The 24,006-nt window shown below is 73.3% G+C and carries 25 protein-coding genes; 12 read left to right on the top strand and 13 right to left on the bottom strand.

The features are described 5' to 3' along the window. Nucleotides 1–54 precede the first annotated feature (54 nt). Nucleotides 55–1,365: a zinc-dependent metalloprotease gene (locus tag GA0070618_RS15255; protein ID WP_170107819.1), complete on the top strand. Its 1,311-nt coding sequence runs from the start codon at nucleotides 55–57 to the stop codon at nucleotides 1,363–1,365. 196 nt (nucleotides 1,366–1,561) lie between these two features. Here the strand turns inward: GA0070618_RS15255 and GA0070618_RS15250 are convergent, their stop codons facing one another. Then, nucleotides 1,562–2,170, bottom strand: coding sequence for a hypothetical protein (locus GA0070618_RS15250; protein ID WP_088982234.1), 609 nt, complete (start codon nucleotides 2,168–2,170; stop codon nucleotides 1,562–1,564). Between the two features lie 119 nt (nucleotides 2,171–2,289). Continuing rightward, nucleotides 2,290–2,820 (bottom strand): M48 metallopeptidase family protein, encoded by a 531-nt coding sequence (locus GA0070618_RS15245; RefSeq protein WP_088982233.1) that lies wholly within the window; start codon nucleotides 2,818–2,820, stop codon nucleotides 2,290–2,292. A 528-nt stretch (nucleotides 2,821–3,348) separates the two neighbouring features. Here GA0070618_RS15245 and GA0070618_RS34035 point away from each other — a divergent pair. The 3 genes from GA0070618_RS34035 to GA0070618_RS15235 all read left to right on the top strand — a co-directional run bounded on the left by GA0070618_RS34035 (nucleotide 3,349) and on the right by GA0070618_RS15235 (nucleotide 6,180). Next, entirely contained in the window at nucleotides 3,349–3,516 is a 168-nt protein-coding gene (locus GA0070618_RS34035; protein ID WP_170107818.1) for a DUF5679 domain-containing protein, read from the top strand. 191 nt (nucleotides 3,517–3,707) lie between these two features. Further along, the gene (locus GA0070618_RS15240) at nucleotides 3,708–4,772 is read left to right on the top strand and encodes a ThiF family adenylyltransferase (RefSeq protein WP_088982232.1); all 1,065 of its coding nucleotides are present in this window, start codon (nucleotides 3,708–3,710) and stop codon (nucleotides 4,770–4,772) included. Nucleotides 4,773–4,827: 55 nt separating this feature from the next. Then, a complete protein-coding gene (locus GA0070618_RS15235) occupies nucleotides 4,828–6,180 on the top strand; it encodes an ABC1 kinase family protein (RefSeq protein ID WP_088982231.1) in 1,353 nt (450 codons plus the stop codon). Between the two features lie 293 nt (nucleotides 6,181–6,473). Here the strand turns inward: GA0070618_RS15235 and GA0070618_RS15225 are convergent, their stop codons facing one another. From GA0070618_RS15225 to GA0070618_RS15215, 3 genes are all read right to left on the bottom strand, one after another. Continuing rightward, the gene (locus tag GA0070618_RS15225; protein ID WP_088982229.1) at nucleotides 6,474–6,839 is read right to left on the bottom strand and encodes a WhiB family transcriptional regulator; all 366 of its coding nucleotides are present in this window, start codon (nucleotides 6,837–6,839) and stop codon (nucleotides 6,474–6,476) included. Nucleotides 6,840–6,971: 132 nt separating this feature from the next. Beyond that, entirely contained in the window at nucleotides 6,972–7,232 is a 261-nt protein-coding gene (locus GA0070618_RS15220; protein WP_088982228.1) for a hypothetical protein, read from the bottom strand. 125 nt (nucleotides 7,233–7,357) lie between these two features. Beyond that, nucleotides 7,358–9,517 (bottom strand): ATP-dependent DNA helicase UvrD2, encoded by a 2,160-nt coding sequence (locus tag GA0070618_RS15215; RefSeq protein ID WP_088982227.1) that lies wholly within the window; start codon nucleotides 9,515–9,517, stop codon nucleotides 7,358–7,360. Nucleotides 9,518–9,607: 90 nt separating this feature from the next. On the opposite strand from GA0070618_RS15215, the gene GA0070618_RS15210 reads away from it, so the two are divergent. Continuing rightward, complete coding sequence (locus tag GA0070618_RS15210; protein ID WP_088982226.1) at nucleotides 9,608–9,853, top strand: mycoredoxin; 246 nt, start codon at nucleotides 9,608–9,610, stop codon at nucleotides 9,851–9,853. 61 nt (nucleotides 9,854–9,914) lie between these two features. On the opposite strand, the gene GA0070618_RS15205 is transcribed toward GA0070618_RS15210, so the two are convergent. Continuing rightward, nucleotides 9,915–11,204, bottom strand: coding sequence for an MFS transporter (locus GA0070618_RS15205; protein ID WP_231931747.1), 1,290 nt, complete (start codon nucleotides 11,202–11,204; stop codon nucleotides 9,915–9,917). A 205-nt stretch (nucleotides 11,205–11,409) separates the two neighbouring features. Between GA0070618_RS15205 and GA0070618_RS15200 the strand changes: the two genes are divergently transcribed. The 3 genes from GA0070618_RS15200 (at nucleotide 11,410) to GA0070618_RS15190 (ending at nucleotide 13,264) form a co-directional block, all read left to right on the top strand. Further along, nucleotides 11,410–12,363 (top strand): helix-turn-helix domain-containing protein, encoded by a 954-nt coding sequence (locus GA0070618_RS15200; RefSeq protein ID WP_088982224.1) that lies wholly within the window; start codon nucleotides 11,410–11,412, stop codon nucleotides 12,361–12,363. A 68-nt stretch (nucleotides 12,364–12,431) separates the two neighbouring features. Beyond that, nucleotides 12,432–12,668: a DUF397 domain-containing protein gene (locus GA0070618_RS15195; RefSeq protein ID WP_088982223.1), complete on the top strand. Its 237-nt coding sequence runs from the start codon at nucleotides 12,432–12,434 to the stop codon at nucleotides 12,666–12,668. A gap of 323 nt (nucleotides 12,669–12,991) precedes the next feature. After that, a complete protein-coding gene (locus tag GA0070618_RS15190) occupies nucleotides 12,992–13,264 on the top strand; it encodes a hypothetical protein (protein ID WP_088982222.1) in 273 nt (90 codons plus the stop codon). A 113-nt stretch (nucleotides 13,265–13,377) separates the two neighbouring features. On the opposite strand, the gene nudC is transcribed toward GA0070618_RS15190, so the two are convergent. From nudC to GA0070618_RS15170, 4 genes are read right to left on the bottom strand one after another with little or no spacing between them, the layout of a single operon-like run. Then, nucleotides 13,378–14,370: an NAD(+) diphosphatase gene (gene nudC, locus GA0070618_RS15185; protein WP_088982221.1), complete on the bottom strand. Its 993-nt coding sequence runs from the start codon at nucleotides 14,368–14,370 to the stop codon at nucleotides 13,378–13,380. Further along, on the bottom strand, nucleotides 14,367–15,704 hold the full coding sequence (locus tag GA0070618_RS15180; protein ID WP_088982220.1) for a M16 family metallopeptidase: 1,338 nt from the start codon (nucleotides 15,702–15,704) through the stop codon (nucleotides 14,367–14,369). The genes nudC and GA0070618_RS15180 overlap by 4 nt, the downstream gene beginning before the upstream one ends. Further along, complete coding sequence (locus GA0070618_RS15175; RefSeq protein WP_088982219.1) at nucleotides 15,701–17,008, bottom strand: M16 family metallopeptidase; 1,308 nt, start codon at nucleotides 17,006–17,008, stop codon at nucleotides 15,701–15,703. The genes GA0070618_RS15180 and GA0070618_RS15175 overlap by 4 nt, the downstream gene beginning before the upstream one ends. Before the next feature lie 9 nt (nucleotides 17,009–17,017). Next, nucleotides 17,018–18,139, bottom strand: coding sequence for an LLM class flavin-dependent oxidoreductase (locus tag GA0070618_RS15170; RefSeq protein WP_088982218.1), 1,122 nt, complete (start codon nucleotides 18,137–18,139; stop codon nucleotides 17,018–17,020). A 206-nt stretch (nucleotides 18,140–18,345) separates the two neighbouring features. Between GA0070618_RS15170 and GA0070618_RS15165 the strand changes: the two genes are divergently transcribed. The 4 genes from GA0070618_RS15165 to GA0070618_RS15150 are packed head-to-tail and all read left to right on the top strand — an operon-like array spanning nucleotide 18,346 to nucleotide 21,493. Next, complete coding sequence (locus tag GA0070618_RS15165) at nucleotides 18,346–19,407, top strand: ABC transporter substrate-binding protein (protein ID WP_088982217.1); 1,062 nt, start codon at nucleotides 18,346–18,348, stop codon at nucleotides 19,405–19,407. Further along, on the top strand, nucleotides 19,404–20,183 hold the full coding sequence (locus GA0070618_RS15160; RefSeq protein ID WP_088982216.1) for an ABC transporter ATP-binding protein: 780 nt from the start codon (nucleotides 19,404–19,406) through the stop codon (nucleotides 20,181–20,183). The genes GA0070618_RS15165 and GA0070618_RS15160 overlap by 4 nt, the downstream gene beginning before the upstream one ends. Then, the gene (locus GA0070618_RS15155) at nucleotides 20,173–21,057 is read left to right on the top strand and encodes an ABC transporter permease (RefSeq protein WP_088982215.1); all 885 of its coding nucleotides are present in this window, start codon (nucleotides 20,173–20,175) and stop codon (nucleotides 21,055–21,057) included. Before GA0070618_RS15160 ends, GA0070618_RS15155 begins: the two co-directional genes overlap by 11 nt. A gap of 4 nt (nucleotides 21,058–21,061) precedes the next feature. Continuing rightward, the gene (locus GA0070618_RS15150; RefSeq protein WP_088982214.1) at nucleotides 21,062–21,493 is read left to right on the top strand and encodes an RrF2 family transcriptional regulator; all 432 of its coding nucleotides are present in this window, start codon (nucleotides 21,062–21,064) and stop codon (nucleotides 21,491–21,493) included. 71 nt (nucleotides 21,494–21,564) lie between these two features. On the opposite strand, the gene GA0070618_RS15145 is transcribed toward GA0070618_RS15150, so the two are convergent. From GA0070618_RS15145 to GA0070618_RS15135, 3 genes are all read right to left on the bottom strand, one after another. Then, complete coding sequence (locus GA0070618_RS15145; protein WP_088982213.1) at nucleotides 21,565–21,759, bottom strand: hypothetical protein; 195 nt, start codon at nucleotides 21,757–21,759, stop codon at nucleotides 21,565–21,567. 327 nt (nucleotides 21,760–22,086) lie between these two features. Beyond that, complete coding sequence (locus GA0070618_RS15140) at nucleotides 22,087–23,424, bottom strand: DEAD/DEAH box helicase (protein WP_088982212.1); 1,338 nt, start codon at nucleotides 23,422–23,424, stop codon at nucleotides 22,087–22,089. Between the two features lie 203 nt (nucleotides 23,425–23,627). Next, on the bottom strand, nucleotides 23,628–23,831 hold the full coding sequence (locus tag GA0070618_RS15135) for a cold-shock protein (protein ID WP_088982211.1): 204 nt from the start codon (nucleotides 23,829–23,831) through the stop codon (nucleotides 23,628–23,630). Nucleotides 23,832–24,006 lie beyond the last annotated feature (175 nt).

The raw sequence follows: 24,006 nt of genomic DNA, 5'->3' as shown, positions 1-24,006 counted from the left end.
CAGCGCAACGCCGGTGGCGGCGACCAGCGGCGCGGCGCGCGTACCGTAGAACCCGTGCCTGATATTCCGTTCGGCTTCGCGCTTCCGGGTGGGCAACCACCAGACCCCAACGACCCCGCGCAACTGCAGCAGTTCATGAGCCAGTTGCAGCACCTGCTCTCGGCGCCGGGCAGCGGACCGGTCAACTGGGACCTGGCCCGCCAGGTGGCGGCCAGCCAGCTCGCCGCCTCCGGCGACCCGGCGGTCACGCCGTACGAACGTAACGCCGTCGAGGAGGCGCTGCGCCTGGCCGACCTCTGGCTGGAGCCGGTCTCGTCATGGCCGTCGGGCATCCAGACCCCGGTCGCCTGGAACCGCAACGAGTGGATCTACAAGACCCTCGACGTCTGGCGCAAGCTCTGCGACCCGGTGGCCAGCCGGATGGTGGGCGCGATGGGCGACCTCGTGCCGCCGGAAGCACGGGCCCAGCTCGGCCCGATGCAGTCGATGGTCGCCACCCTGGGCGGGGCGCTCTTCGGTGGGCAGCTCGGTCAGGCACTCGGCTCGCTCGCCGCCGAGGTGCTCTCCGCCGGGGACATCGGCCTCCCGCTCGGCCCGGCCGGCACGGCCGCGCTCATCCCGGCCAACATCCGGCAGTACGGCGAGGGCCTGGAGCTGCCCGAGGACGAGGTACGCCTCTACGTCGCCCTGCGCGAGGCCGCCCACCAGCGCCTCTTCCAGCACGTCCCGTGGCTGCGCGGACACGTGCTCAGCTCGGTGGAGACGTACGCCGCCGGCATCCGGGTCAACCGGGAGGCGATCGAGGAGGCGATGGGCCGGGTCGACCCGACCGACCCGGAGTCGATGCAGGCGATCGCCCTGGAGGGCATCTTCACGCCGGAGGACACTCCGGCCCAGAAGGCCTCCCTGGCCCGCCTGGAGACCGCCCTGGCGCTGGTCGAGGGGTGGGTCTGCCACGTGGTGGACAACGCGGCCGGTGGCCGGCTGCCGAACGTGGTCGCCCTCGGCGAGGCGTTCCGTCGTCGGCGGGCGGCCGGCGGCCCGGCGGAACAGACCTTCGCCGCCCTGGTCGGGCTGGAGCTGCGTCCGCGCCGACTGCGCGAGGCGGCGGCGCTCTGGGCGGCCCTGACCGAACACCGTGGCATCGCCGGCCGGGACGCCCTGTGGGGGCACCCGGATCTCCTCCCCTCGGGCGAGGACTTCGCCGACCCGGTCGCCTTCGCCCGCTCGCAGCTCGACTTCGGCGAGCTGGACGAGTTCGACTTCACCGCGCCGGGCGGCCCGAAGGAAACGCCGCCGGGCGGCACGGGGGAACAACCGCCGGGTGGCGACGGCACGCCCCCGCAGGACACCGACCGGTCCTGACCGACCCGATCACCTCGCCCGCCCCCGCTCCCCGCCCCCCGCCTCGGCCGACCGGCGCGCTCCGCCAGGTGGTAGCAGGGGACCCCTGCAGTCGTTTTCTGATGAGCAGGGGACCCCTGCTACCACCCGGGCGGGGTGGCTAGGCGGTGCGGACCGGGTGGAGGTGTGGCCGCAGGGCGTTCCGGCAGGGAAACGGTCAGGCGGGGTGGCGGCCGGTGCCCAGCAGGGCCCGGGTCGCCTCCCAGCCCTCCACGGCGGGGTCGAGGGCGGCGAGGTCCGCCGGACCACGGAGCCGATGCCAGGCGGCGGTGACCGCGACGTCGGCGGGTCGGGGGGCCGCGCCCCGGATCATGGCCGGCGCGGCCTCGTCCAGGTCGACCTCCGGCAGCCACTCCGGCGCGGGCAGCCGGGCGGCGAGGCCGAGCAGGCCCGGTCCGGCCCCCTCTACCGGGGCCACCGCGACGGGCCGGGTGGTCAACGGGCGCAGCAACTTACCGATGGTGAGTCCGGGCAGGTCCGGCGCGTCGGCGGCGATCACGGCGGCCTGGTCGTACCCGTGCAGCGTGGCGAGGACCGCGTCGACGGTCGGTCTCGCCACCTCGACCACGGGGGTGCCCGGCCAGACCACCGCGTCGGCCAGCGACCGGTCCGCCGGCGTCACCGCGACCGCCGTCTCCACCTCCTGGAGGGTGGCGAGCAGGTCCACCACGTCCTCGGCCAGAGCGTGCCGCCAGCCCTCCGGCTCGACGCCCGGCGGCGACCAGGCCACCGGGGCGAGCAACGCCACCACCACTCGTCGGGTCACCGTCCGACCCTAGCCTCCCCGGCCGTTCGTGATCGACGTCGTCGGCGGCCGGGCGGCGGGCCGGTTCCGCGCCGCCCGTAACCGGTAGTCGCCGGGCGGGACGCCGACGACCTCGACGCTCAGTCGGGCAGCGGCACGCCGGCCACCGAGGCGACCCCCTCCAGGTAGCCACGGGCCCGTTCGGCCTTTGGGTAACGGCAGACCAGCGCCCAGAAGGACGCGTTGTGACTCGGCACGATGAGGTGGGCCAGCTCGTGCAGGAGGACGTAGTCGATCACCCAGTCGGGCATGTCCTGGAGCCGGTGGGAGATGCGGATGGTCCGGTCGGCCGGGGTGCAGGACCCCCAGCGGCCGTTCTGGTTGGTCACCCACCGGACGCTCGTGGGGACCGCCGCCGGACCATGTTCCGGGAGGTAGAGGCTGATCAGGCGGGTGGCCCGCTGGAGCAGTTCACCGTCGGTGCGGGCCGGTCTGCCCTCGCGCGCGGCGAGCCGGGCGAGCATCCGGTCGACCCACTCGGTCTCCTCGGCCCGGGAGAACTGGTCGGGGATCAGGACGACCACCCGTTCCCCGTCCCGGTACGCGGACACCGTGCGTCGCCGACGCTGGCTGCGCCGCACCTCGACGACCGGCTTCCGCGCGCCTGCCATCACTGACCTGCGCAGCCTCGTGTTCCTGCCACATGGGAAAGCTAATGCGTTCTGACCAGGGGTCCGCAAGGGTCAACCCACCGACACGCGCCCGGAAACTCCAGGTTGATGGCGTCCAGTCCGAAAAAAATGTTTGCGGACCTGTCGGCAGGGCCGTCAGCCACCGGTCCGAACGGCGATCCGATCACCCTCGGTGGCGGTCGGACGGCGGACGCGGACGCCGTCCACGTTAGGTGATCTTCGGTGGAACCGCCGCACCGGGGGTGCCCGACGGCCACTTCGGGGCGGTTCGCCCGGCGTGTCCCCGCCAAACTCACTTATCCGACGTATTTCGGCATGCACACTCTCGACGTCGACTAGCTCACAGTGTCGATGGATCTCTGACATGGAACCACCCGCACCTGGGTAGGGTCCGCCGGACCAGCGGTCACGAGCGTGACCGCGCAGAAGACCCCAGCGCCGGAGCCCGCGAGGCCCGCCGCCGGGTAGCCGCCGAGACCGATCGGCGGACGAGACGAGGAGGGCACCGTGGCCGACCAGGCCCAGACCTACAACGGTTACTGCGTCAAGTGCAAGGAGAAGCGCGACTTCGAGGGCAAGGTCGAGGTTTCCAAGACCGGCATGAACATGGCCAAGGGCAAGTGCCCGGTCTGTGGCACAACAGTGAACCGGATTCTCGGCAAGGCGAAGGTCTGACCATCGGACCGACCGGGAAGGGGGTGGCCCGCAGGGTCGCCCCCTCCCCGCCGTGACCGTTCGGTGACGACACGAAGTTACCGATGGGTTGTGGACAACCGCCCTCAGCCTGTGGATAACCCTGGAGAGAACGCCGCAGGGCTGTGGACAACGATCGACGGATCGTCTGGACACGGTCACCATTGGTCACCATGACCCGTGCCACACTTCCCCGGCCGACGCTGCTGCCCGGCCTCACCCGACTCTGGCGTGACCGGCACACGCTGCAACTCGGCCTGGACCCGACTCGGGCCGTCCTGCTCGAGGTGGCGAACCCGCGTGCCGTCCGGCTGCTCGACCTGCTCGACGGCGCGCACAGCGAACGGCACATCCTCGACCACGCCACCCGGATCCGGGTCGACCGCGACGACGCACGCAGCCTGCTGGAGACGCTCCGGGCCGCCGGGCTGGTGGTCGCCGCGCACACCCTCCTCCCCACCGGCCTGACCGACCCGGAGCGGGCACGGCTGGGCGACGAGGCGGATGCCCTCGCCCTCGGCGCCGGCGACCTGCCCGGCACCCCCGCCCAGGTGCTCCGGCGTCGCCGGGCCGCCCGGGTCGTGGTCACCGGTTCGGGGCGACTCGGCGGTCCCGTCGCCGTGGCGCTGGCCCAGGCCGGCGTCGGGCACGTCGACCCCGACCTGGGTGGCCGGGTGCGCCCGGCCGACCTGGTCGGCGGCGGTCTCCTGCCCGGGGACGTCGGCCGGCACACCGCCGAGGCGGTGGCCGACGCGATCAGCCGTACCGCGGCCGGCACCGTCACCAGTCCGGTCCGGCGTCGCCGCGCCGACCTGGTCGTCCAGGTGGGTGCCGACCGGCCGGCCGCGCTGCTGGCCGCCGGGTTCGCCCGTCGCCGGCAGCCGCACCTGATGCTCTCGCTACGCGACGGCGTCCCGGTGATCGGTCCCCTGGTCCGTCCACCGGTCGGGCCGTGTCTGGACTGCCTCGACCGACACCGGCTGGACCGGGATCCGGCCTGGCCGGGACTCGCCGCCCAACTCGCCGGCGACGATCCGACCCCCGCCTGCGGGGTCGCGACCCTCCTCGCCGCCGTCGCGCTGGCCACGGCGGAGGCCCTCAGCCACGTCGACGGTGGGGTTCCCGAGACGGTCGGGGCGGCCGTCGAGGTCGGCGGGGCCGGCCGGTTCCGGCGACGGAGCTGGCCGCCGCACCCGGACTGCGGATGCGGCGGCGACCGGCGAGACCCACCCCACTGACCCCGGCCCGGCATCAGAGCAGCAGTGGGGCGGTCCGGTCGGTAACAATGGCCGGGTGACCGACATCCCGCGCCGGGCCGTGTCCCGGACCGCCAAGCTCGCCGCACTGCCGCTCGGCTTCGCCGGCCGGACCGTCCTCGGCATGGGAAAGCGCGTCACCGGGCTCGCCTCCGAGGTGATCTCCGCCGAGATCCAGCAACGGACCGCCGAACAGCTGTTCAGCGTGCTCGGGCAGCTCAAGGGCGGGGCGATGAAGTTCGGCCAGGCGCTGTCGGTGTTCGAGGCCGCCCTGCCGGAGGAGGTCGCCGCGCCGTACCGGCAGGCGTTGACCAAGTTGCAGGAGGCGGCTCCGCCGCTGCCTGCGGCGACCGTGCACAAGGTGCTCGCCGACCAGCTCGGGCCGGACTGGCGGGACCGGTTCCTGGAGTTCGACGACACGCCCGCCGCGGCGGCCAGCATCGGTCAGGTGCACCGGGCGGTCTGGCGGGAGTCGACCACCGGACGACGCAGGTCGGCCGCCCCGGCCGGGCGTCCGGTCGCTGTCAAGATCCAGTATCCCGGCGCCGGGGACGCCCTCCTGGCCGACCTGAAGCAGCTTTCCCGGTTGGGCGGCATGTTCCGCGCGATCCAGCCCGGTCTGGATGTCAAGCCCCTCCTCACCGAGCTGCGCGAACGGATCACCGAGGAACTCGACTACGAGCTGGAGGCCGAGTCGCAGCGGGCCTTCGCGGCGGCGTACGCGGACGATCCGGAGATCTTCATTCCGGCGGTCGTCACCGCCGCTCCCCGGGTGCTGGTCACCGAGTGGGTGGAGGGCACCCCGCTGGCGCAGATCATCCGCGAGGGCACCCCGGAGGAGCGTGACGAGGCGGGTCGGTTGATGGCCGTCCTGCACCTCTCCGCCCCGGCCCGGGCCGGACTGCTGCACGCCGACCCGCACCCGGGCAACTTCCGGATCCTGCCGGACGGCCGGCTCGGTGTGATCGACTTCGGCGCGGTGGCCCGGATGCCGGAGGGGACGCCGGAGCCGATCGGCCGGCTGGCCGGACTGGCCCTGCGCGGCGAGGCCGAGGCGGTGGTGGAGGGACTGCGGGCGGAGGGTTTCGTCCCCGCCGACGAGCCGATCGACGCGCAGGCGGTGCTGGACTTCATCCGGCCGATGCTGGACCCGGTGGCGACCGAGGAGTTCCAGTTCACCCGGGCCTGGCTGCGTGCGGAGGCGGCCCGGATCGCCAGCCCCCGGTCACCGGCCTACCAGCTGGGTCGGCAGCTCAACCTGCCCCCGTCGTACCTGCTCATCCACCGGGTGACGCTCGGCTCCATCGGGGTGCTCTGTCAGCTGGAGGCGAAGGCTCCCTACCGGGGCATCCTCGAACGCTGGCTTCCCGGGTTCGCGCCGGTGGCCTGAACGCCGTACAGGGGCGGTGGGGCCGTACCGGCCCCACCGCCCCCGCGGTTCGTGGTGGTTACAGAACGCCCAACTCGCGGGCCGACCGCTGCCGGCTGGCCATGGCGATGGTACGGGCGGATCGGGCTGCCTCAGTGCTCGTGGTGGTACGACCGGCCTGAGGCCGACGCATTCGAGCCCTGGACAACGCTTCGTGAAGTAGTTGCATCTCGGTGACTCCGTTCAGGACGTGCGGGTTCATCAGTTCGCTGACTGCCGGTGCGTCACCGGCACGAGCGCGGATCGGGTTCATGTCAGGCCGCCAGCCGGACCGTGGTGCGGGACGTGGCCAGCCCACTGGCCGCCAGTCGCGCCTCGGCCTCGACCCGGAGCGCGGCGTCCCGGGCGACGTCCTCCTTGCGCGGGCGACCCCGGGGCCGCTTGCGCGGGACGACCGCGCCACGCTCGAAGATCTCGCCGCCCCAGACGCCCCAGGGCTCGGCCCGCTCCACCGCACCGGCCAGGCACTCGACGCGCAGCGGGCAGTCCCCGCAGAGCGACTTGGCCAGTTCCAGCTCGGTGGGCGAGTCGGAGAACCACAGGTCGGGGTCGAACTTCCGGCAGGGCAGGTTCGCCTCCAGCTCGACGTTCGCGTCGAGGGGGGCCAACGCCAGACTCATCGCCCGGTCACCTCTCTCTCACTTCGATCTCGTGGATCGCAATTCCGACGTACTTCGGCGGGACAAAAAACTGAGGCCGCGGATCCCGGTAGCGGGTTCCGCGGCCTCGAGGTGAGCCGGTGGTCTGATGAATCAGACCGGTCTCCCTCGAGGTGGAACACCGCGGACGGCCAGCCGCCGCTTCATGGCGACCTGGATGCCCTTGCCCGTGAACCCACTGGTCCCCTCGTTTCCGGTCGGCGCGACGGTCAGGAGCAGCTCGGTCTGATCCTGGGTCTGGTGCGCCTGCGGAACCGGGAGCCCAACGGTCAGGGCGGTCCGGACAGCCGACAGCGGAGCGATGGCAGCGGGCAGCGCCGCCGGACGCTCGTAGACGTAGACGAAGCTCTCCATCGGTGCCACCTCCTCTGACGTTCGCTCGCTGATCGACTCGGTCTCACCCTCGTGAGCAGCCACGATGGGCCACCCGCGAGGTGTGTCCTGAGGCTATGCCGCCTCCCGGCGCGAGGGCAAACGAATTACGACGGGTTTTCCAAACTTTCTTTCGGGCAGATCGCGTCGACCGTCGCTCCACCCACCAGGGCCAGCACGGAATCGCCGTAGAGGCCCAGTTTGCGGGGGCCGATTCCGGCAATGGCGATCAACTCTTCGGGGCGACCCGGACGCCGTTCGGCCAACGCGGTCAGGGTCGCGTCGGTGAAGACCACGTACGCCGGCACCCGCTGCGCGCCGGCCACCCGCTGCCGCCAGTCCCGGAGCCGTTCCAGCAGCTCCTCGTCCACGTCGGACGGACAAGTCGGGCAGCGGCCGAGCTTGCGGTCCCCACCGGCGAGCAGGGTCGCCCCGCAGATCCGGCAGGAGACCACCTGGTTGCGGCGACGCTCGGGGCGGCGGCCCGGACCGGCGGCGGCCCGTTCGCCGCCGCCGGAGCCGTCGAGCTGCGGCAGGAAACGCGACGGGCGCCGGTTCCGCCCACCCGGCGAGCGGGCCGAGGCGTACGACAGCCAGAGCCACTGGCGGGCCCGGGTGATCCCGACGTAGAGCAGCCGCCGCTCCTCCTCCACCTGTTCGGCGGTTTTCGCGTACCCGGTCGGCAGGGTGCCCTCGGCGAGCCCGACCAGGAAGACCGCGTCCCACTCCAGGCCCTTGGCCGAGTGCAGGGAGGCCAGGGTCACCCCGTCGACGGTGGGAACGTGCTGCTGGGCGGCCCGCCGGTGCAGTTCGTCGGTGAAGTCGGCGAGGGTGGTCGGCCGTTCGACCACCGCGCCCTCGCCGATCGGCAGCACCGGCGGGGTGGCCGCGTACTCCTCGGCGAGCTGGACCAGGGCGGCCAGCGCCTCCCAGCGTTCCCGCGCCGCGCCGCCGGCCGGGGGCGCGTCCGGGGCCCAGCCGACCGCGGTGAGCGCCTCGACCACGGCGGCCCGCAACGGGGTCTCGCCTGGGATGGACCGGGTGGCGGCACGCAGCGCCACCATCGCCTGCCGCACCTCGACCCGCTCGAAGAAGCGTTCCGCCCCCTGCACCACGTACGGCACCCCGGCCTCGGTGAGCGCCTTCTCGTACGCCTCGGACTGGGCGTTGGTGCGGAACAGCACGGCGATCTCCCGGGCCGGCGTGCCGGCGGCGATGAGCTGCCGGCAGCGCGCGGCGACCGCCGTCGCCTCGGCCGGCTCGTCCGTGAAGATCCGCAGCTCCGGCTCGGGACCGGGCGGGCGCTGCCCGACCAGTTCCAGGCGGAGCCGGGCCTCGGTGCCGCGCGCCTGGGCGATCACCGCGTTGGCCAGCCCCACCACCTGCGGCGTGGAACGGTAGTCGCGGACCAGCCGGACCACCACCGCCCCCCGGTGGTGGCGGGGGAAGTCCACCAGGTGCGCCGAGGTCGCCCCGGTGAACGAGTAGATGGTCTGGCTGGCGTCGCCGACCACGGTGAGGTCGTCCCGGCCGCCAAGCCACGCCTGGAGCAGCCGTTGCTGCAACGGGTTGACGTCCTGGTACTCGTCAACCACGAAGTGCCGGTACTGGGCCCGGACCTGCTCGGCGACGTCCGGGTGCTCCTCGATCCCCCAGACGGCGGCGCGCAGCAGGTCCTCGAAGTCGATCACCCCGCTGGCCCGCTTGACCGTCTCGTACGCGGCGAAGACGTCGGCCACCTTCGCCGGCTCGTGCGGGGTGTCCCGCTGCGCCTTGGCCGCGGCGACGACGTACTCGCCCGGCTCGACCAGGGACGACTTGGCCCACTCGATCTCACCGGACAGGTCCCGGGCGGCGGCCCGGTCGGTGCGCAGGCCCACCCGGGCGGCGGCCAGGGTGACCAGCCGCACCTTGCTGTCCAGCAGTTCGGGCAGTTCCCGACCGTGCAGCAGCCGGGGGGCGAAGTAGCGCATCTGGCGCAACGCGGCGGCGTGGAAGGTGCGCGCCTGCACCCCGGCGACGCCCAGCGCGGTCAGCCGGGCGCGCATCTCGGCGGCGGCCCGCGCGGTGAATGTCACCGCGAGCACGTGCCGGGACGAGATCTGCCCGGTCAACGCCCGGTAGGCGATCCGGGAGGTGACCGCGCGGGTCTTCCCGGTGCCCGCGCCGGCCAGCACGCAGACCGGTCCGGCGGGCGCGGTCACCGCCGTCCGCTGCTCGGGGTCGAGCCCGGTCAGCACCTGTTCCGCCGCTGAGTGCACCGCCACCCGAGGAATCATCCCAGCCCCGCTGGACGTTACAGCCGATACCCTGGCGGGCGAAGCCGCCCGACCCTGGACCGACGGAGGTTCTGACCCATGTTGACGATGTATTCCACCCCGTGGTGCGGCTACTGCCACCGGCTGAAGTCGCAGCTCGACCGGGAGGGCATCGCGTACCAGGTGGTGGACATCGAGCAGGACCCGGCGGCGGCCGAGTTCGTGATGAAGGTCAACGGCGGCAACCAGACGGTGCCGACGCTCCGTTTCGCCGACGGCTCCGCCCTCACCAACCCCTCGATCAACCAGGTCAAGCAGCATCTCGCCAGCCTGACCGGCGCCTGAGCACGTCGGCGCGGGGCGGCCCACCGGCCGTCCCGCGCCGACGGTGTCGCGCCCGCCGTCGTCACCCGTCCCGCCGGGTCGAGGCGACGACCCCGCCGTCGACGCGCGGGGCGGGACGCGGACCGGGCCGGGGGCGGCGCGGGGAGGGCACGACCGGACGAACCGGGACCGGGACCGTGGCGAACCTCCGGGCCCGCCAGAGGTACGCCCCGGCGGCCAGCATCACCACGCCCACCAGGGCGAACAGCAGCCGGTAGTCGAACACCGCCACCAGCACCGCCCCGGTGCCGATGGAGATCGCCTGCGGTCCGCTGACCAGCGCCTCCGTCGCGGCCGTCGTCCGGCCGAGCAGCCCGGGTTCGGTCCGCCGCTGCACCAGCGTGTGCAGCCCGACCCAGCTCAGCGGAAGGGACGCCCCGGCCAGCAGCAGGGCCGCGACGGCGAGCCAGAGATCCGGGTACGCCAGCGTCAGCGCCGCCGTCCCGAAGAGCGCCACCCCGGCGGCGAGCGCACCGACCTCGCCGAAGCGGCGGACCACGGCCGGAGAGAGCAGCGCGCCGACCAGACCGCCCACCCCCTGCACGCTGAACAGGACGCCCACGAAGGCGGGAGGTCGCCCCAGCCCCCGCTCGACGTAGGCGAAGAGCAGCGCCTCGCTGAACCCGATCACCAGCGAGGCCACCCCGTACCCGAGCAGGGCCCGCCGCAGCGTCGGCTCGGTGCCGAGGTGACGCAGTCCCGCCCCCAGCTCGGTCAGGCTGCGCGCCAGCCGGCGCGGCCGGGTGGGCTCGGCCACCCGGAGCAGGCCCACCACGGCGGCGGCGGTGACGAAGCCGGTGACGCCGACGACGGTGAGCGCCCAGCCGCCGGCCACGGCGTAGAGCGCCGCCCCGACCAGCGGGCCACCCAGCCGCAGGCTCTGGCGCACGGTCTGCAGGGCCGCGTTCGCCTCGGCCAGCAGCCCGAGCGGGAGCAGGGTGCGCAGCAGCCCGCTGAGCGCCGCGCCGAGCGCGATCGACGACAGGCCGTAGAGCGCGCCGACCAGGTAGACGATCCACACGTCGCCGGCGTCGCGGACGGTCAGCAGCGGGGTGAGCAGCGTGGCGGTGACCAGGTTCGCGGTGAGGAAGAAGGGCCGGCGGCGATACCGGTCGACCACCCAGCCCACCAGCGGCGCGAGGACCCTCGGCGCGACCACCGCGAAGATCACCGCAGCGGCCATCCGGTCGGACCCGGTCAGGTCCTTCACCCAGATGGCCAGGGCGAGCAACAGGATCGACTCGGCGGTCATGCTCGCCAACAGCGCGCCGAAGAGGAGTCGGAAGTCGGGGCGGCGCAGGACGGTGTGCATCGGATTCCTTCCGCGGGGGTGGGGCCGGTCAGGGGATCCCCGACCGGGTCGCAGGGGCGGGCGGAGTCGTACCGACGTCCTCCTTTTCGAGACACGCCCGGTGCGGGACGTCCGGCGCGGGCCGCGCCGTCCATACTGGCCGTGGGGGGCCAGTTTCATACAGTTACCGTCGCGTCCGCGACGGCCCGACGGAGAAGAGGTCGACGTGCCTCCTGCCGTACCCAGCCCGATCCTGCGACGACGCCGGCTCGGCACCGAACTACGCAGCCTGCGTGAGGCGTCCGGCCTCACCGGGGAACAGGTCATCGAGCGGATCGGCTGGGCCTCGGCGTCCAAGCTCTCCCGCCTGGAGAACGGGCGCAGCCGCCCCGACCCCCGCGACATCCACGTCCTGCTCGACCTCTACGGCGCGGACGACGTGACCCGCGCCGAACTGACCGCCATCACCCGGGAGGCGGGGGACATCCGGGCCTGGCTGAAGTCGTACGGGGCGATGACCGAGCACCAGCGCAGCTACGCCGAGCTGGAGGCGGGCTGCGCCGAGATCCGCGAGTACAACCCGGTCCTGGTGCCGGGCCTGTTGCAGACCGCCGCGTACGCGCGGGTGCGGATCGTCTCGGCGCGGCTGGCCGAGGAGGACACCGACCCGCAGTCCATCGAGACCGAGGTGAGCGCGCGCCTGGCCCGGCAGGCACTGCTGCAGACCGCCGACGCGCCCCGCTACCGGGCGGTGCTGGAGGAGGGGGCGCTGGGCCGGCGGGCCGGGCCGGCGGAGGTCATCCGGGAGCAGCTCGTCCAGCTCTGCGAGCTGGCCGCGTGTCCGAACGTGACGATCCAGGTGCTGCCCCGCGACGCCACCATCGGCGACTGGTATCTCCCCCCGACCGCGTTCTCGCTCTACCGCTTCCCGGACCCGGCGGATCCGGAGACGCTGGCGATCGAAGGCGGCTTCACCGACGTCGTGTCACACGACGCAAATGCCCTGAACCGCTATAAAATGGTCTTCGAGTGGCTGAGCACGGCGGCGCGCTCCCCATCGGACTCCCTCACCTGGCTGGTCGAGGCGGCTGAGACGGCGGCACCGCCCACGGCGGCATACGGGTCACCGACGGCGCCGGCCCAGCGCCGCGGCATCTCCGAGCGATTCACGGAGCGGTGAGGCGGGTCCGCTGTGCCGGAGACGGCCCACCACTCGCCCCATCGCAGAAGAGAGCAGGAGCCGAGACCATGAACCAGATCCCCGACACGTCCGTCGGCACCGTCGAGCTGGCCGACGCCGCGTGGCGTACCAGCTCGCGCAGCCAGACCTCCAACTGCGTCGAGGTCGCCCCCCTGCCGGCCGGGCCGACCGCGGTGGCCCTGCGGGACAGCAAGGACCGCGGCGGCCCGGTGCTGCTGTTCCGACGGGAGCAGTGGCGGGACTTCCTCACCGGCACCCGCAACGGGGAGTTCGACACACGCTGACGCCGATCGACAGGTCACGGGGCCGCCGGTATCCGTCATGGACCGGCGGCCCCGTCGTCTGTCCCGAGCCGACCGGGAGTCGAGGTGGACCTCCACCGATCAGTCGGTACGCGCATCGGCGGCCGCGTTTCCCTTGCCGGCGCGAAACCTGGGCGTAACATGACCTGGGAGTTCACGTGAAAGTTCCACCTCACGGTCGGACCACCGGCCTCGGCCTCCCCGCCGGCCGCCGGCCCCGGCGAACACCGCCGCGCCCCGGGCAGGGCCCAGGCCCGTCACACCCGTGGCGCACCTCGACATCGTCAGTGCATCGGGAGACACCCATGCGGTTCCTGATCGTTCGCACCGACATCCGTACCGCAGACGACGCCGACCTCGCCGCCGCCTGGTCCACCGGCGACCGGCTCCGGGACGAGACCACCGCGCCCGAGCCACGCCGGCAGGTCCTGCACGCCGACGACCGGGACGCCGCCCTGCGGCTGGCCCGCGCCCTCGCGGCGGTGGGCCGGGTCCGCGCCGGCCGGCAACGGGTCAAGGTGCTGCCGGTCACCCAGCCCCGCACCCGCTCCGCCCGCCGGGGCCGCACCACCCCCTAGACCACACCGACGCCCGTCGCGGTCGCCACCGGCGCTCCCCCGCCGTGCTCCACGCCTCTGGCGCGACCCCGGCGGTGCCGGTCCTCGGCCCGTGACCGTCGCGGCAACGACGGTCACGGGCCGAGGCCAGGCTCCACGTCCGCCGCCAACCACCGGTCGATCAGGAAGTGCGCGATCGACAGCGGCGGCGGCAGCAGCAGGCGCACCCCGTCCCCCGCGTCCACCACGCCACCGCCGACCGCGTCGGCGATCTCCCGCCGGGAGAACCAGCGGGCGTACGCGATCTCGGCCGGGTCGAGGCGCAGCGGCTGCGCCGGGTCCGCGCCGGCCAGGAACCCCAGCATCAACGAACCGGGGAACGGCCAGGGCTGGCTGCCGGCGTACCGGATCCCGGAGACGGTGAGCCCCACCTCCTCGGTGACCTCCCGGGCGACGGCGGCCTCGGCCGACTCACCCGGCTCGACGTAGCCGGCGAGACAGGAGAAGCGGCGGGCCCCCGGGGTCGCCGGCCAGGTCGCGTTGTTCCCGAGCAGGCAGCGGCCGTCCGGGCCGGACACCCCGTCGTGCACCAGCACGATCATCGCCGGGTCGGTCCGGGGCCAGACCCGGTCACCGTGCGGGTCCACCCGCGACCAGCCGCCCTCGTCCGGAACGGTCGGCTCGCCGGTGGCCGCCGAGAATCCGTGCCGCAGGTGCCAGTTGGCCAGCGCGACCGCCGTGATGAACAGGCCGGCGTCCCGGTCGTCGAGGAGGTGCCCGACCTCCCGCAGCGACGCCGGGCGGGTGTCCGGGACCGTGGGCAGGGGCGCGTCCACCGCGAAGATCGGCACCCCGTCGGCACCGACACCGAGGAACATCGGCGGTGCGTCCGGCGCCTGCCCGGGGTCGAGCAGCCGCAGCGCCGGCGCAGTGGCGTCCGCGGCCACCAACGTCCGACCACCGGCGGACGTGTCCACCACCAGCACCCGGCCCCGCCGCCAGGCCTCGGTCAGCCAGGCCTGGTCGGTGCGCCGGTGCGCCGCCCGGTCCAGGACCGCCCGGGCCAGCGGCGGCAACGCCGGGCCGCCCCCGGCCGTCCCCGGCCCGCTGGCACCGGTACGGCTCATGTCGACGCGGGCTCCGTCTCCACCGGCCCGAGCACCGCCAACCCGGGGGCGATCCGCTCGGCGTCCCCGAGCACGACGGTGACCGCCCGCGCGGGGGCGAGGTAGCGGGCCGCCGCCTCGGCGACGTCGTCGACGGTCGCCTTCGCCAGTCGGGCGGCGTGCTCGGCGAGGAAGTCCAGCCGCAGCCCACTGCCGGCGTACGCGCTGGTCAGCGAGGCGAGACCGGCCTGGGTGGCCATGCCGAGCTGGAGGCTGCCCAGCGCGTACCGGCGGGCCTGCTCCAACTCGTCCTCGCCGGGTGGCAGCGAGGCCAGCCGGCCCAGCTCGTAGGTCGTCTCCAGCAGCGCCGCGCCGGTCACCTCGGTCGCCACCTCGGCTCCGGCGACCAGCACCGAGCCGGCGGCCGAGTGCTCCACCACCGAGTGCGGCCCGTAGGTGTAGCCCTTGTCCTCCCGGATGTTCTCCACCCAGCGGGAGGAGAAGTAGCCACCGAAGACCAGGTTCGCCAGTTGCAGGGCGGCGTGGTCCGGGTGGGTGCGGGTGACCGCCGGCAGCGCGATCCGCAGCGACGACTGCACCGAACCGGGCCGGTCGACCAGCCGGATCGGTCCCGGCTCCAACGGCGGCGTGGGCGGCAACTCCACCGGGCGGCCGTCCCCCCGCCACCCGCCCAGCGCCCGCTCCACGACGTCCAGCGTCCGTTCCGGCTGGACGTCACCGACCAGCACCAGCACCGCGCCGGCCGGGTGGACCCGCTCGGCGTGCAGCGTGCGCAGCGCCGCCGGCCGCACCGCCCGGACCTGCTCCGGCGCGGGGGTCTGCACCGCGTACGGGTGGCGGCCGTAGATCCGCTTCAGCAGCGCGACCCGGGCCAGGTGCGCCGGCTGGCTCTGCGCCATCTCGATCCGGTCGACCAGGTGCGCCCGGTCGGTGGCCACCTCGTCGGCCGGATACGTCGCTCCGGTCAACACGTCGGCGAGGATCTCCAGCATCCGGTCCAGGCCGGTCACCAGGCCGAACCCGGAGACCATCAGCCGGTCCGGGTCGACCCCGGCGGACAGCCCACCGCCGACCGCCTGCAACTCGGCGGCGATCCGGTTGCTGGACATCCGCTCGGTGCCGGCGAGCAGGGTCTGCGCGAGCAGCGTGCCCCGGGCCAGGTGGGCCCGGCCGAACGGCACCCCGAGCCGCAGCTCGACCAGGGGCACCGCCGGCCGGCGTACCACGATCACGGTGAGCCCGTTGTCGAGCGTCCGCTCGGCCTGGCGGGGCAGCTTCAGCCGGCGTACCGGGCCGAGCGGCGGCAGCGGCCGGGCCGTGGTCTCCGTCGTCACCGGGCACCTCCGGGAATGACCTCGATCGACGCGCGGCGCTCGGGCCGCAGGGTGGCGGCGGCGGCGCGGACCTGCTCCTCGGTGACCTCGCCGACCAGCCGGGGCAGCTCGTTGAGCAGGCCCGGCTCACCGCGCTGCTGCTCCAGCACCGCCATCCGCAGTGCTCGGCCGAGCACCGCGTCGGTGTCGCGCAGCAGGTGGGTGGCCATCCGGGCCTGGGTCCGGGCCAGTTCGCCCTCGGTGAGCCCGTCGGTGGCGAGCCGGTCCAGTTCCTCGTCGACGGTGCGCAGCACCCGGTCCACGTCGCCGCCGGGCGGCAGGTGGTGCTGGAGCAGCAGCACGGTCGGGTCGCGGACGTCGAACGGGTCGCCCATGAAGCCGAGGTAACCGCCGATGCTGGTGACCGTCCGGTCCCGCTGCACCAGCCGCTCGACCAGCCGGGACGCGTCGCCGTCGGTGAGCACCTCGGCGAGCACCACGTACGCCAGGTAGCCGGTGACGTCGGTGAGCGGGTCGGGCACCCGCCAGGCGCTCGCCACCGCCGGCATCGGGGCCAGCTTGTCGGTGTACGAGGTGCGCCGCTCGGCGGTCAGGTCCGGTTCACGGAAGTCGGGCCGGTCCGGCGCGGGCCGGGCCGGCACGTCGCCGAAGTGGCGCTCGACCAGCGTGGTGGCCTCGGCCACGTCGAGGTCCCCGCTGACCGCCAGGACGGCGTTGCCGCTGGCGTAGAAGCGCTGGAAGAAGTCGACCGCCTCGTCGACGGTCGCCGACTCCAGGTCGTCGAAGGAGCCGTACCCGTCGTGGGCGTTGGGGAACGTGTCGAAGACCACCGGTGACAGGGTCAGCCAGGGGAAACCGCCGTACGGGCGGTTGAGCACGTTGACCCGGATCTCCTCCTTGACCACGTCGACCTGGTTGCGCAGGTTCTCCTCGGTCAGCCGGGGACCGCGCATCCGGTCGGCCTCCAGGAAGAGCGCGCGTTCCAGCGCGTTGGCCGGGAGGTACTCGTAGTAGTCGGTGTAGTCCAGGTGGGTGGAACCGTTGAAGGTCCCTCCGGCCCCCTGCACGTGCCGGAAGTGGGCCAGCTTCTCCAGGTTCTCCGAGCCCTGGAACATCAGGTGCTCGAAGAGGTGGGCGAAGCCGGTGCGCCCCTCCGGCTCGGACCGGATGCCGACGTCGTAGACGACGGCGACCCCGACCACCGGGGCACTGCGATCGGGGCTGAGCACCACCCGCAGTCCGTTGTCGAGGGTGAACCGTTCCACCGGATACTTCGTCGCTGGGATTCTGGATCTCCGCGCCACGCGTCGACCCTAGCGTGTCGACCCCCCGGCCCGCCCGGACCCGCCGCCGGCGGCGGGGAACGCACGTGGCTGCGACACCCGTGGCAGCACCTCCTCGCCGACCCGGCGGGCCTCCTCCCGGTGCGGCCAGCCGGAGAGGACGAACTCGTCGACGCCGAGCGCGGCGTACTCGTCGATCCGGGCCGCGACCTCGGCGTAGCTGCCGACGAGCGCGGTGCCCGCGCCCTCGCGGACCAGGCCGATGCCGGCCCAGAGATTCGGTGCGACGGTGAGGCCGTCGGCGCTGCCGCCGTGGAGTGCGGTCATCCGGGCCTGGCCCACCGAGTCCATCCGGGCGAACCGGGCCTGGGCGGCGGCGATCCGCTCCGGGCTCATGCCGGTCAGCAGCCGGTCCGCCTCGGCCCACGCCTCGGTGGCGGTCGGTCGGGCGATGACGTGCAACCGGATCCCGGTGCGCAGGGTGCGGCCCTGTTCGGCGGCGAGGCGGCGGATCCGGGTCACCCGGGTCCCGATCGCCGCGGGCGGCTCGCCCCACATCAGGTACACGTCGGCGCGCCGCGCGGCGACCGCCTCGGCGGCCGGGGAGGCCCCACCGAAGTAGACCGGCGGCGGATCGGCCAGCGGGGCGGCCAGTCCGCCACCGGCCACCCGGTAGTGGGCGCCGGTGAAGTCGAACGGCGCCCCCGCCCAGGAGCGGCGGAGCACGTCGACGAACTCGTCGGTCCGGGCGTAGCGCGCGTCGTGGTCGAGGAAGTCACCGTAGGCCCGCTGTTCGGCGGGGTCGCCGCCGGTGACAATGTTGAGCGCCAACCGCCCGCCGGAGACCGCCTGGAACGCCTCGGCCTGCTGGGCGATCAGCGTCGGCAGGGCGAACCCGGCCCGGACGGCGACCAGCAGGCCGATCCGTTCGGTGTGCCGGGCGACGGCGGCGCAGACGATCCACGGGTCGGGGCAGCCGGAGCCGACCGGGGTGAGGGCGGCGGCGAAGCCGGCCTGCTCGGCGGCCCGCCCGACCTCGCTGAGGTACTCGACGGTGGCGGCGCGAACGTGGCGGGCGGCGCCGGCGCTGACGGTGGCGGCACCGACCTGGTGGCCGTCGCCGGAGGTGGGCAGGAACCAGTGGAAGGTCATCGCCGCGCCTCTCGTGGTCGTGTCGCCGCCGCCTCCGCGCTACCGCCGCCGCACGGCCCGCGCGCGGATAACCTAGCAAAGAGATAGGAAAAGCGGGATACCCCCGGCGTCGCTTTTCCACGAGCCGGTCGGCGCTTGACGCCACGCGCGCCCCGGGGCCACTATTCCCACCGACAAAGTAGGAATATCGAGGATTGGACAAGAGGATGAGACGGCACCCCCACCGCCGTGCGTTGTCGCTGGCGGCCGTCGCGCTCGTCGGCCTGGCGACCCTGACCGCCTGCGGTGGCGAGGACGACGCCGACGCGGCCGGTGGTTCTTCCGGGCCGACGACGCTGCGCCTCGGCTACTTCCCCAACATCACCCACGCGCCGGCCGTGGTCGGTGTGGAGAAGGGCATCTTCGCCGAGAAGCTCGGCGGCGACGTCAAGCTGGAGACCAAGACCTTCAACGCCGGCCCGGCCGCCATCGAGGCGATCTTCTCCGGCGCGCTGGACGCGACCTACATCGGTCCGAACCCGACGGTCAACGCGCACTCCAAGAGCAAGGGCGAGGCGGTCCGGGTGATCTCCGGTGCCGCCTCCGGCGGCGTCGCCCTGGTCGTCAAGCCCGAGATCACCTCGGTCGAGCAGCTCAGGGGCAAGAAGATCGCCACCCCGCAGCTCGGCAACACCCAGGACGTCGCGCTGCGCTTCTGGCTCAAGGAGAAGGGGATCGTCACCACCAAGGAGGGTGGCGGCGACGTCAAGATCGTCCCGCAGGAGAACGCGCAGACCGTCGAGACCTTCACCAGCGGCGCGATCGACGGGGCCTGGGTGCCCGAGCCGTTCGTGTCCCGGCTGGTCAACGCCGGCGGCAAGGTGCTCGTCGACGAGCGGGACCTCTGGCCGGACCGGAAGTTCGTCATCACCAACCTGATCGTCAGCACCAAGTTCCTGAAGGAACATCCGGACGTGGTGAAGAAGCTGGTCGAAGCGCAGGTGGCCGCGAACGAGTTCGTCAACGCCAACCCGGACCAGGCGCACCAGGCCATCTCCGACCACATCGGCAAGATCACCGGCAAGCCGCTGGACCTCAAGCTGATCAAGCAGGCCTGGCCGACCCTGGAGTTCACCAACGACCCGATCCCCTCCTCCCTGAAGACCGGGCTGGACCACGCCGTCGCGGTCGGGCTGACCCAGCCGGTCAGCCTGGACGGGCTCTACGACCTGACGTACCTCAACGAGGTGCTCAAGGCCCAGGGCAAGCCCGAGGTAGTCCAGCCGTGACGTCGACCACGACGACCCCGCGCAGCGCGACCGGTGCGGTCGCGCTGCGCGGCGTGACCAAGGTGTACGGACGCGGAGACGGCACCGTCCTCGCCCTGGACGGGGTCAGCCTCGACGTCTCCCCCGGTGAGTTCGTCTGTCTCGTCGGGGCCTCCGGCTGCGGCAAGAGCACCCTGCTCAACCTGGTCGCCGGCCTGGACCGGGTCAGCGGCGGGGAGATCGCCCTCGGCCCCGGGGTCAACCCGGGGCTGATGTTCCAGGAGTCGGCCCTCTTCCCCTGGCTGACCGTGGAGGGCAACGTCGAGGTGCCGCTGAAACTGCGCGGCCTGTCCCGGGCGCGACGCCGGGAACGGGTCGCCGAGCTGCTGCGCACCGTGCACCTCGCCGACTTCGGCCGCAAACGCCCGCACGAACTCTCCGGCGGCATGCGGCAGCGGGTCGCGTTGGCCCGCACCCTGGCCCTGGAGACCCCGGTGCTGCTGATGGACGAGCCGTTCGGCGCGCTCGACGCGATGACCCGGGACATCCTCCACGACGAGCTGGAACGGATCTGGTCGGAGCGCCAGCTCACCGTGCTCTTCGTGACCCACAACGTCCGGGAGGCGGCCCGGCTCGCCGACCGGATCATCCTGCTCTCCAGCCGACCGGGCCGGATCATCTGGTCCACCCGGGTCGACGTGCCCCGCCCCCGGCGCATCGACTCCCCCGAGGTCGCTGCGATCGCCGCCGAGGTCACCGACCGACTGCGTGAGGAGGTGGGACGCCATGGCCGGTGACATCCTCACCAGCGGTACGCGTACCGACGCGGAGATCTCCGGACTGGACGCGCTGGAGATCGCCGGTCAGGAGAAGGTCCCCTCCCGGGCCAGCCGGACCTGGTCGGCGACCTGGCCGAAGCTCGCGGCGCTCGCCATCGCCGTCGGGGCGTGGCAGGTGGTGGTCTGGACCGGCTGGAAGCCGGAGTACTCGCTGCCCGGGCCGGTCACCGTCGGGCAGGAACTCCTCCGCCAGGTCAGCGGGCCGCAGCTCTGGGACGGCATGGCGACCACCCTGCGCCGGGCCGCCGTCGGGTACGTCTTCTCCGTCGCGGTGGGCCTGCTGGTCGGCCTGGCGGTGGCCCGCTCCCGGGTGCTCCGGGCCGCCATCGGCTCGATGATCACGGCGTTGCAGACCATGCCCTCGATCGCCTGGTTCCCGCTGGCCATCCTGCTGTTCGAGCTGAGCGAGAAGGCGATCTTCTTCGTGGTGGTGCTCGGTGCCGCCCCGTCGATCGCCAACGGTGTCATCGCCGGGGTCGACTACGTGCCACCGCTGCTGGTGCGCGCCGGCCGCAACCTCGGCGCGCGGGGGCTGAACCTCTACCGGTACGTGATCGCGCCGGCCGCGCTGCCCGCCATCGTCGCCGGGCTCAAGCAGGGCTGGGCCTTCTCCTGGCGCAGCCTGATGGCCGGCGAGCTGATCGTGGTGGGCATCTCCACCACCTCGCTGGGCGCACAGCTCACCTACTCCCGCGAACTCTCCGACGCGCCCTGGCTGCTCGCCACGATGATCGTGATCCTGGTGGTCGGGCTGGTGGTCGACGCGGCGTTCGGCGCGGCCGACAAGGCGATCCGACGCCGGTGGGGCGTCCTCGACCAGACAGGTGCCTGACGCCATGCACGTCTCCGCCCGCGCCGACTACGCCCTCCGTGCCGTGCTCGCCATCGCCGACCGTGGCGGTGGCGAGCTGGTCAAGGCCGCCGTCCTGGCCGAGGTCCAGCAGATCCCGCTCAGCGTGCTGCACGGCATCCTGCTCGACCTGCGCCGGGCCGACGTGCTGGTCAGCCACCGCGGCACGGAGGGTGGCTACACCCTGAGCCGCCCCGCCGACCGGATCACCGTCGGGGACGTGCTGCGCGCCGTCGGCGGCACCCTGACCAGCGTGCGCGGCCTACCCGCCGAGAGCGCCGGCTACCAGGGGGTGGCCGTCGGGCTCCGGGACGTCTGGCTGGCCGTGCACGGGGCGGTCGAGCAGGTCGTCGACCGGACGTCCCTCGCCGACCTGCTCACCCCCGGACACCGCCCCGCCGCCCCGGTGACGCCGTAGGCGGGAACCACCGGTGGCCCCTGACGGGTGACGCCGGGCAACCGAACCGGTCGCCCGGCGTGACCCGTCGGTCAACCGGCGTTGTCGGCGACACCCCCCGTGCCCACCCCGACCGGACTGTGCAACTCGACCACCACGGCCGGGTGCCGGTCGTCGACCCCGGGATGCCACGGCCCGAACGCCGCCAGCAGCGCGAGCAGCAGGCCGACTCCGGCCACCACGAGCACCACCAGCAGTTCACGCACCGCCCCGGCGTGGGCCCCCATCGTCACTCCTCCTGATACGGGCCGATCCCCATCAGCCCGAATCCGACGCGGGTCGGTCCCCACCGACCCGCTCCCCCGGCCTCACCATCAGCCCCCCGGCCGATCGGTGCTGTCGGCCACCCGACGCTCCCCTTGCTGATCCCCGACTCAGCGACGGAGTTCGACGGCCGACAGGGACGAAACTACCGTCCGCATCCGACATCGCCAGCGGTGGCACGGACGACAGTGACCGAGCCGAGACCATCCGGCCCGGATCCCCACCGGGGCACACGATTCAGGGACCCGACGACCCGGACCTCCCGACCGGTCTCGGAGGCACCGAGGTGGTCAGGAGGCGCGGGGACGGCGGGAACGGCGGGAACGCCCCGAGGAGCGGTGCGGGCTCCGCCCGCCGGCCGGGGCCTTGGCGTCCGTCGCGCCCGAGCCGCCGCCGGTCCTGGCCGGGGTGGCGACCCGGGTGGCGGCGGCCGGCACCGGGATGGTGACCGGGACACCGGAGGGCTCGCGGGCACCGGTCACCCGGACCAGCACCTCGTCGCCGGGGCGCACCGCGACCACATGCGGCTTGATGCCGGCCACGCTCATCAACTTGACGACATCGCGGCGCTGCTCCGGCAGGACCAGGGTGACCACGGTGCCGGACTCCCCGGCCCGCGCGGTACGCCCACCCCGGTGCAGGTAGTCCTTCGCCTCGGTCGGCGGGTCCACGTTCACCACCAGGTCGAGCCCGTCCACGTGGATGCCCCGGGCGGCCACGTCGGTGGCGATCAGCGCGGTGACCGCCCCGGTCTTGAACTGCTCCAGGATCCGGGTGCGCTGCGGCTGCGACTTGCCCCCGTGCAGCGCGGCCGCGCGTACCCCCCGGGCGAGCAGTTGCCGGGCGAGCCGGTCGGCGCGGTGCTTCGTACCCATGAACATGATGGTGCGGCCCTCACGGGCCGCGATCTGCGCCAGCGTGCCGGGTTTGTCGTCCGCGTCGACGTGCAGCACGTGGTGGGTCATCGCGGTCACCGTGGCGGTGCCGGGATCGACCGAGTGGGAGACCGGGTTGGTCAGGAAACGGCGGACCAGCCGGTCCACGCCCCCGTCGAGGGTGGCCGAGAACAGCATCCGCTGGCCGTCCGGAGCGACCTGCTCCAGCAGCTTGGTGACCTGCGGCAGGAAGCCCATGTCGGCCATCCGGTCGGCCTCGTCGAGGACGGTGACCTGTACCTCGTTGAGCCGGACGTCGCCGCGGTCGATCAGGTCGTGCAGCCGGCCCGGGGTGGCCACGACCACCTCGGCCCCGGCCCGCAGGGCGTCCGCCTGACGTTGCAGGGAGAGCCCGCCGACCACGGTCACGCAGCGCAGCCCGAGGGCCTTCGCGTACGGCGTGAGCGCGGTGGTCACCTGCTGGGCCAACTCCCGGGTGGGCACCAGGACGAGGGCCTTCGGCCGCCCGGGCCGGGCCCGGTGGCCGGCGGTGCGGTGCAGGGTCGGCAGTCCGAAGGCGAGGGTCTTGCCGGAGCCGGTACGCCCCCGGCCGAGCACGTCCCGGCCGGCGAGCGAGTCGGGCAGGGTGGCCGCCTGGATCGGGAACGGCCGGTCGATGCCCTGCGCGGAGAGTTCGGCGAGCAGTTCGGACCGGAGGCCGATGTCGGCGAACGACGGAATGACGGTGGTCATGGGGAAGCCTTCCTCGACGCGGCACGTGTCGAGGGAGGGCGCCGGCGGGCGGCGCTGTCACCGCCTGCGGCCAGTGCGCTGGCGCGGCGGTGGTCACAAGCACGAACCGAAGGGGTACGCGGCCGGTCCGCGCGGATTCGCTGCGGACCGGCCGCGTCACCACACCCGGAGGGCGCGGTGGGTGTCGCTGGGATCCTGGCGGATCAGAGCGGACGGATGTTCTCGGCCTGCGGGCCCTTCTGGCCCTGGGTCACCTCGAACTCGACCCGCTGGTTCTCGTCCAGGCTCCGGTAGCCGGAGGACTGGATCGCCGAGAAGTGGGCGAAGACGTCGGGGCCCCCGCCATCCGGGGTGATGAAGCCGAAGCCCTTGTCAGCGTTGAACCACTTGACGGTACCAATTGCCATGTGTTTCGTCTCCTTGACGGAACGTCGTGCCCGCACCTGTTGCGGACTCGATGAGTGGCGCACCGCTTGCACGGCTCGCCTGTCGCTGCTGGTCGCCCCGCCCGGAGAACTCCGGACACAACAAAGAGCGCCTGGGGCCACAATTCACCAGGCGCACACAGAGTCTCTGGTAACC

This window comes from Micromonospora echinospora, from assembly GCF_900091495.1.
GTDB lineage: Bacteria > Actinomycetota > Actinomycetes > Mycobacteriales > Micromonosporaceae > Micromonospora > Micromonospora echinospora.
The sequence above is the reverse complement of the archived record's forward strand: the minus strand, read 5'-3'. Positions and strand labels throughout refer to the sequence as shown.

What these genes read in the sequence shown, in the direction of transcription:
- GA0070618_RS15155 (WP_088982215.1), top strand. Translation starts at nt 20,173, where the DNA reads ATGGCCGGTGACATCCTCACCAGCGGTACGCGTACCGACGCGGAGATC.
- GA0070618_RS15165 (WP_088982217.1), top strand. Translation starts at nt 18,346, where the DNA reads ATGAGACGGCACCCCCACCGCCGTGCGTTGTCGCTGGCGGCCGTCGCG.
- GA0070618_RS15240 (WP_088982232.1), top strand. Translation starts at nt 3,708, where the DNA reads ATGACCCGTGCCACACTTCCCCGGCCGACGCTGCTGCCCGGCCTCACC.
- GA0070618_RS15220 (WP_088982228.1), bottom strand. Translation starts at nt 7,232, where the DNA reads ATGGAGAGCTTCGTCTACGTCTACGAGCGTCCGGCGGCGCTGCCCGCT.
- GA0070618_RS15145 (WP_088982213.1), bottom strand. Translation starts at nt 21,759, where the DNA reads ATGGGGGCCCACGCCGGGGCGGTGCGTGAACTGCTGGTGGTGCTCGTG.
- GA0070618_RS15205 (WP_231931747.1), bottom strand. Translation starts at nt 11,204, where the DNA reads ATGCACACCGTCCTGCGCCGCCCCGACTTCCGACTCCTCTTCGGCGCG.
- GA0070618_RS15210 (WP_088982226.1), top strand. Translation starts at nt 9,608, where the DNA reads ATGTTGACGATGTATTCCACCCCGTGGTGCGGCTACTGCCACCGGCTG.
- nudC (WP_088982221.1), bottom strand. Translation starts at nt 14,370, where the DNA reads ATGAGCCGTACCGGTGCCAGCGGGCCGGGGACGGCCGGGGGCGGCCCG.
- GA0070618_RS15195 (WP_088982223.1), top strand. Translation starts at nt 12,432, where the DNA reads ATGAACCAGATCCCCGACACGTCCGTCGGCACCGTCGAGCTGGCCGAC.
- GA0070618_RS15170 (WP_088982218.1), bottom strand. Translation starts at nt 18,139, where the DNA reads ATGACCTTCCACTGGTTCCTGCCCACCTCCGGCGACGGCCACCAGGTC.
- GA0070618_RS15150 (WP_088982214.1), top strand. Translation starts at nt 21,062, where the DNA reads ATGCACGTCTCCGCCCGCGCCGACTACGCCCTCCGTGCCGTGCTCGCC.
- GA0070618_RS15245 (WP_088982233.1), bottom strand. Translation starts at nt 2,820, where the DNA reads ATGGCAGGCGCGCGGAAGCCGGTCGTCGAGGTGCGGCGCAGCCAGCGT.
- GA0070618_RS15190 (WP_088982222.1), top strand. Translation starts at nt 12,992, where the DNA reads ATGCGGTTCCTGATCGTTCGCACCGACATCCGTACCGCAGACGACGCC.
- GA0070618_RS15135 (WP_088982211.1), bottom strand. Translation starts at nt 23,831, where the DNA reads ATGGCAATTGGTACCGTCAAGTGGTTCAACGCTGACAAGGGCTTCGGC.
- GA0070618_RS15225 (WP_088982229.1), bottom strand. Translation starts at nt 6,839, where the DNA reads ATGAGTCTGGCGTTGGCCCCCCTCGACGCGAACGTCGAGCTGGAGGCG.
- GA0070618_RS15140 (WP_088982212.1), bottom strand. Translation starts at nt 23,424, where the DNA reads ATGACCACCGTCATTCCGTCGTTCGCCGACATCGGCCTCCGGTCCGAA.